Genomic DNA, 5311 nt, shown 5'->3' on the forward strand with positions numbered 1-5311 from the left:
ACTTGGCTTCTACGACTAGCATTGATTAATCCTCGACCCTGGATAAATTAAGTATAACACAGTTTACCTACAAATGGTAGAATTAAAATCGTGCTTCGCAGTTAATATCTTGGTCGGATTTCATCCCCCGCAAAGGTTGATGTCTTGTCGAAAAATTTAGCGGGGGCATTCATCCGACATTTTAGGTAAAAACTTCTGCCCCTTCACCTTCCTCCTCACTGTCAAAAAACTCGTAGGATTGGGCCTGGCCCTCTAGGGAAGCTTCTAAAAGCTGATCCTCATCAATAGTTCCCTCAAGACGAATTACCCCCTTATGGTCAAACATCCAGCCCACACAGCCCGTTTCACCTAAATTACCGCCATTTTTGCTAAAAGCCACCCGCAGATCTGCGGCCGTGCGATTGCGATTATCGGTCAGTGCTTCGATCAGGATCGCCACACCCCCGGGACCATAACCCTCGTAGCGAATTTGCTCAAAAGCCGAGTCATTTTCCCAAGTTCCCGCCCCTTTAGCGATCGCTCTTTCGATATTGTCATTGGGAATACCGGCCGCCTTGGCTTTTTCGATCGCCGTGCGTAGCTGAAAATTGCCCGCAGGATCCGGAACACCGTTACGGGTAGCCACGATAAGGGCCCGGGATAACTGGGTGAAAGTTTGCCCTTTTTTGGCGTCAACCCGGGCTTTTTGTCGTTTAATATTTGCCCATTTACTATGACCAGCCATACCTGTCTAACATATCCAACATCAAAAATCTAGCAGATCGATCGCTCTTGGTAAATCCGGGGATAATTGTCAACTCAACGAGTGCAGGGTAATGATCATAAATCCTGTTTCAAAGCTATAGGGGAGCGGGTAGTTCGAGCATTTGTACTAAAATTACCGATAGGCGGTTTAAATGCAGTACAGCTTATTATAGAAAAGGTTGATCAATCAGGGGGCAATATGGCGCAATTTTCTCGCAAAACTCTACTAACCTTGTTTGCTAGTATATTAGTATTATTATTCTCCTTGGCTCCGGCCCAAGCGCTAAGTTATAATAACCGCAATTTGACCGATAACGACTTTGCGGGGCAGGATTTGCGCGATTCCACCTTCGATCACTCTAATCTGCGCGGTAGTAACTTCAGTCATGCCAATCTGGAAGGAGTACGCTTTTTTTCTGCCAACTTGGAGGGGGCCGACTTTAGCGATGCCAATATGAGAAATGTGGATTTAGAATCGGCCCGTTTAACCAAAGCCAACTTTACCAATGCCGTTCTCGAAGGAGCTTTTGCCACTAACATTTTAATCAAAGGTGCAATTATCGACGGGGCCGATTTTACCGATGCAATTATTCGCTCCGATGTGGAAAAATATCTTTGTGAGAGAGCGACGGGAACTAACCCAGTAACTGGCAGAAATACCCGCGATACCCTATTTTGTCGCTGATACCTAACTATGCTGCCCCGAATCGCGCTGTCATGACCGATCGAAACTAGAGCCAGATCGGCCATAATTGCTGTAAGCTAGTATTCGATTTTTTAACAAAACCTTTACAATAGACTTTCAAGCCAGTTTAATCGATCAGTCCCCTCTTGGAAAAAGGAAATTGTAACCATCGTGTCCACCAGTACCCTCGGCAATCAAGACAAAGAGCAGAAACCTAGTAGTGACTCGGATAGCTTTTTCCAAGGAGTCTCCAGAGTCGCAGGGGGAACCGCTCTCGGCCTGTTGATGGTATCCACGGCCGTGGTGACGGGGGCTGTGGTAGGATTAGCGATTAGTTACCGCAATCTACCCGATGTGAGGATTTTACGGGGTTACGTCCCCACGGAAACCAGTTATATCTACGATGTTAAAGGCAGACCCCTGACCAGCTTACACGGGGAAGCGAATCGGGAAGTGGTGGAACTCGATCAAATCTCTCCCAATCTGAAACGCGCCGTGATGGCGATCGAAGATAGCCATTTTTATCACCATCGTGGTATTAATCCTAATAGTATCGGCCGGGCAGTAGTGGCTAACTGGAAAAGTGGCGGTGTGGTGGAAGGTGCATCTACTATCACCATGCAGTTAGTCAAAAATATTTTTCTCTCCCATCAGCGCACCGTTAGCCGTAAATTAGCCGAGGCGGTCCTGGCAGTACGAGTGGAACAGGTTTTTAGCAAAAATGACATTCTGGAAATGTACCTCAATAATATCTATTGGGGTCATAATAATTACGGAGTGCAAACCGCTGCTAAAAGTTATTTTAATAAACCCGCTGCCCAGTTAAATTTAGCAGAATCGGCGATGATGGCCGGATTAATCCAAGCGCCGGAAGTTTATAGTCCTTTTAATAATTATAAAACCGCCAAGGAAAGACAGGCATTGGTTCTCAGTCGGATGCGTACCTTAGGTTGGATCACCCCCGCACAGGAAGAGGCCGCTTTAAAGGAACCGCTGAAACTGGGTAAACCTACCGCTTGGCAAGAAAGTAAATTACCCTACGTTACCGATGCAGTGGTGGCAGAATTGCGGCAAAAATTTGGCAAGGAAACCCTAACTAAAGGGGGAATGCGGATTCAAACCACGATCGATCTCGACTTTCAAAACATGGCCGAGTCTACCATCCAACGGGCCTATAATAGCTTGCGTGGTCGCGGTATTCGTACCAAAGACCTACAAATTTCTCTAGTCGCAGTGGATCCCCGCACCCATTTCGTCAAGGCGCTCGTCGGTGGCGTTGATTACAATAAAAGTCAATTAAACCGCGCCATCCAATCCCGTCGTCAACCGGGGTCAGCTTTTAAACCTTTCGTCTATTATACTGCCTTCGCTAGTGGTCGTTTTACCCCCGAAACGGTGATTAATGATGCTCCCGTACGTTTTCGCGAGGCCGGCGGCTTCTATAGCCCAAAAAACTACGGTGGCGGCTTTTCTGGTCCGGTTTCCCTGCGTAGCGCTCTGATGCAGTCTCTGAATATTCCCGCAGTTGTTCTCGGTCGTCGCGTCGGGATAAATAAAGTCATTGAAGTCTGTCGTCTGTTGGGTTTCGAGAGTCCTTTAATTGCCGTCACCTCTTTACCTTTGGGATCCGTGGATGTGACTCCTCTGGAAATGGCGGGGGCCTACGCTACTTTTGCCAGTAATGGCTGGCATTCTAAGCCTACCTTTATCATGCGTGTTACTGATAGCCGTGGTAACGTCATGCTCGATAATACACCCAAACCGAAGCTAGTTTTAGACCCCTGGGCCACCGCTTCTCTCAATTCTGTCCTACAGGGAGTTATTCAGGGAGGAACAGCCACCTCGGCCCAAATCGGTCGTCCAGCAGCGGGAAAAACCGGTACTACCGATAACGAGAAAAATGTCTGGTTTGTTGGTTATGTTCCCCAATTAGCCACGGCAGTATGGATTGGAGATGACCAAAATCGCACTTTAGGTAAAGGTATCACTGGTGGCGGTTTTGCCGCTCCCATTTGGCGTGATTTTATGGCACAAGCACTTAAAAATGAACGAGTAGAATATTTTCCCTCTCCCTCCAAATTCCGCAAACCAACAGTTAAGTAGATGGTTAATCTAATTGGTTTGATCGTAATTTATCGATCGAGTAAAGGTGGCTATGTTAAAAATGAAACCCACGCTTTGAGCCTTTAGGTTTCCTACGATTAATAGGTAAGTTACCATGAGTACCATCCAAGTTCAAATTCCCGACTCATTACAGAAAAGTTTAGATGATCTAGCGGCTCGTGATGGAATTTCGATCGATCAATTTATCTCTACTGCGATCGCTGAGAAACTTTCAGCGTTGATGACAGAAAATTACCTAATAGAAAGGTCCAAAAAGGGAAGTCGAGAAAAGTATCAGGCAATCTTAACAAAAGTTCCCGATGTTGAGTCAGAAGCCTATGACCGGCTGCCGACTGTCTGACATATCACTGCACCAGACTTTGTGCTAGACTTTGACAAGGCGGGTGAGTTCAACCGTTAGGCTGTCTTTTAATCCAATTAGTTTGATCGTAATTTCATAATATGAGCGAAGTCTTGAATTTGACTGGATTTATTAGAGATGTAAAATATACAGCCTGTCTAACAGAATCTTTAGACAGAGTATGTTTGGAACAATTTGATGTTAATGAATCCAGAGCTTATGGAATTATAGAGGCACAAAATACAGAAGTCGCTTATTCCAAGTGGGTTTCCCCTAAGCGAACCAGAAGTTATCCATTTGCCAGAATTTATAACACATATAATGCATCAAAAATATTGACAATAATACCGATTATTAAAGATGAGGGAAGAGATGGAGACTTAGATAAGCTTCAATATTCTACAGTTTCATGGATGAATTTACTCAATATATATAGTTCTTGGATACTATGAAAATGCGGAGAAAAGTCAAAAAACGAAACAGGAAAATAAACACAAACTTACCAAACAAAAGTTTAATAATGAATTTATTAAGAATCAAATAAAAGAAATTTTAAATTACAAGCAAAGTGCTTTACATTGGAATAAAAGTTTATTAGAAGAAAAGTTTACTTCGACTTTTCAACAGGCTCTTAATTCTTATAAAAATATCTCTGACAATACTGGTGTTTTTACTCATTCTCAAGCTAGTATGGGACAATATCTAAAAGCAGTTATGCTTGATTTTGAAGAATTCAAAAATATATCTCTAAAAGGCTCTAAAATGGCAAGTGAAAGGGAATCAGTTACAGTACATAAACATGAATATTTAGTCGATGGAAGGAAAGCAAACTTCTGTATTGAAAACTATTTGGGAGGAACTTATTATCTAGCACCAGACGAAATTTTATATATAAAAGATCAATATTACATTCAGGAGTCTAAAAATTCTACAAGGAAGGGGCTGCCAGATTTAACTGATATACAAGATGGTCTTTTTAAATTAATTCTGTATTCCAATATAGACTCCATTAACTTAAACAATCAATCCATAAATTTTGTGTCAAAGTTAAAACTTACAGGTAAAGGTATTAAAGACAAAATTACTTTACCTTGTCAATTGGAAAATCTAGAAAAATTTCTTGTGTTAAACTCGGATAATCTGAAGGAGAGAGAGCAGGAAATAATTAGAAAGCTTTTAGTTGAAGTTCAAACCAATAAAAAGCTCGAAATCGAGATAGGAGCTAATTAGTAAATAAAATGTCAAAAATTAAAAGTCCCTTGCGTTATCCGGGGGGGAAATCCCGGGCAATTAAGCAAATTTTGCCGCAAATTCCTGTGAATATTAGGGAATATCGAGAACCTTTTTTTGGTGGGGGTTCTGTATTTTTTGCTGTTAAGCAACTCTTTGGACAACAAATAAAAACCTATTGGATTAAT

Annotated in this window: 6 protein-coding genes and 1 pseudogene; 6 read left to right on the forward strand and 1 reads right to left on the reverse strand. The window is 42.6% G+C overall.

Annotated features, from left to right (window positions below; translation table 11 throughout):
• Positions 1-184: 184 nt before the first annotated feature.
• A pseudogene (locus tag PX482_RS17185) lies at positions 185-724 on the reverse strand (YebC/PmpR family DNA-binding transcriptional regulator); the annotation flags it as partial.
• Between the two features lie 219 nt (positions 725-943).
• Here PX482_RS17185 and PX482_RS17190 point away from each other — a divergent pair.
• The 6 genes from PX482_RS17190 to PX482_RS17215 form a co-directional block, all read left to right on the forward strand.
• Positions 944-1429, forward strand: a complete 486-nt coding sequence (locus tag PX482_RS17190) for a pentapeptide repeat-containing protein (RefSeq protein WP_288093563.1) — start codon at positions 944-946, stop codon at positions 1427-1429.
• Between the two features lie 171 nt (positions 1430-1600).
• The gene (locus PX482_RS17195) at positions 1601-3532 is read left to right on the forward strand and encodes a transglycosylase domain-containing protein (protein ID WP_002759753.1); all 1932 of its coding nucleotides are present in this window, start codon (positions 1601-1603) and stop codon (positions 3530-3532) included.
• Between the two features lie 115 nt (positions 3533-3647).
• Entirely contained in the window at positions 3648-3893 is a 246-nt protein-coding gene (locus PX482_RS17200; RefSeq protein ID WP_287730079.1) for a YlcI/YnfO family protein, read from the forward strand.
• Positions 3894-4012: 119 nt separating this feature from the next.
• Positions 4013-4345: a hypothetical protein gene (locus tag PX482_RS17205; RefSeq protein WP_288058033.1), complete on the forward strand. Its 333-nt coding sequence runs from the start codon at positions 4013-4015 to the stop codon at positions 4343-4345.
• Positions 4346-4583: 238 nt separating this feature from the next.
• Positions 4584-5123 (forward strand): hypothetical protein, encoded by a 540-nt coding sequence (locus PX482_RS17210; RefSeq protein ID WP_002759758.1) that lies wholly within the window; start codon positions 4584-4586, stop codon positions 5121-5123.
• Between the two features lie 8 nt (positions 5124-5131).
• Positions 5132-5311 (forward strand): DNA adenine methylase (locus PX482_RS17215; RefSeq protein WP_288122743.1); only part of this gene is annotated, 180 nt, incomplete at its 3' end.

The organism is Microcystis sp. M53602_WE12, from assembly GCF_030065455.1.
GTDB lineage: Bacteria > Cyanobacteriota > Cyanobacteriia > Cyanobacteriales > Microcystaceae > Microcystis > Microcystis aeruginosa.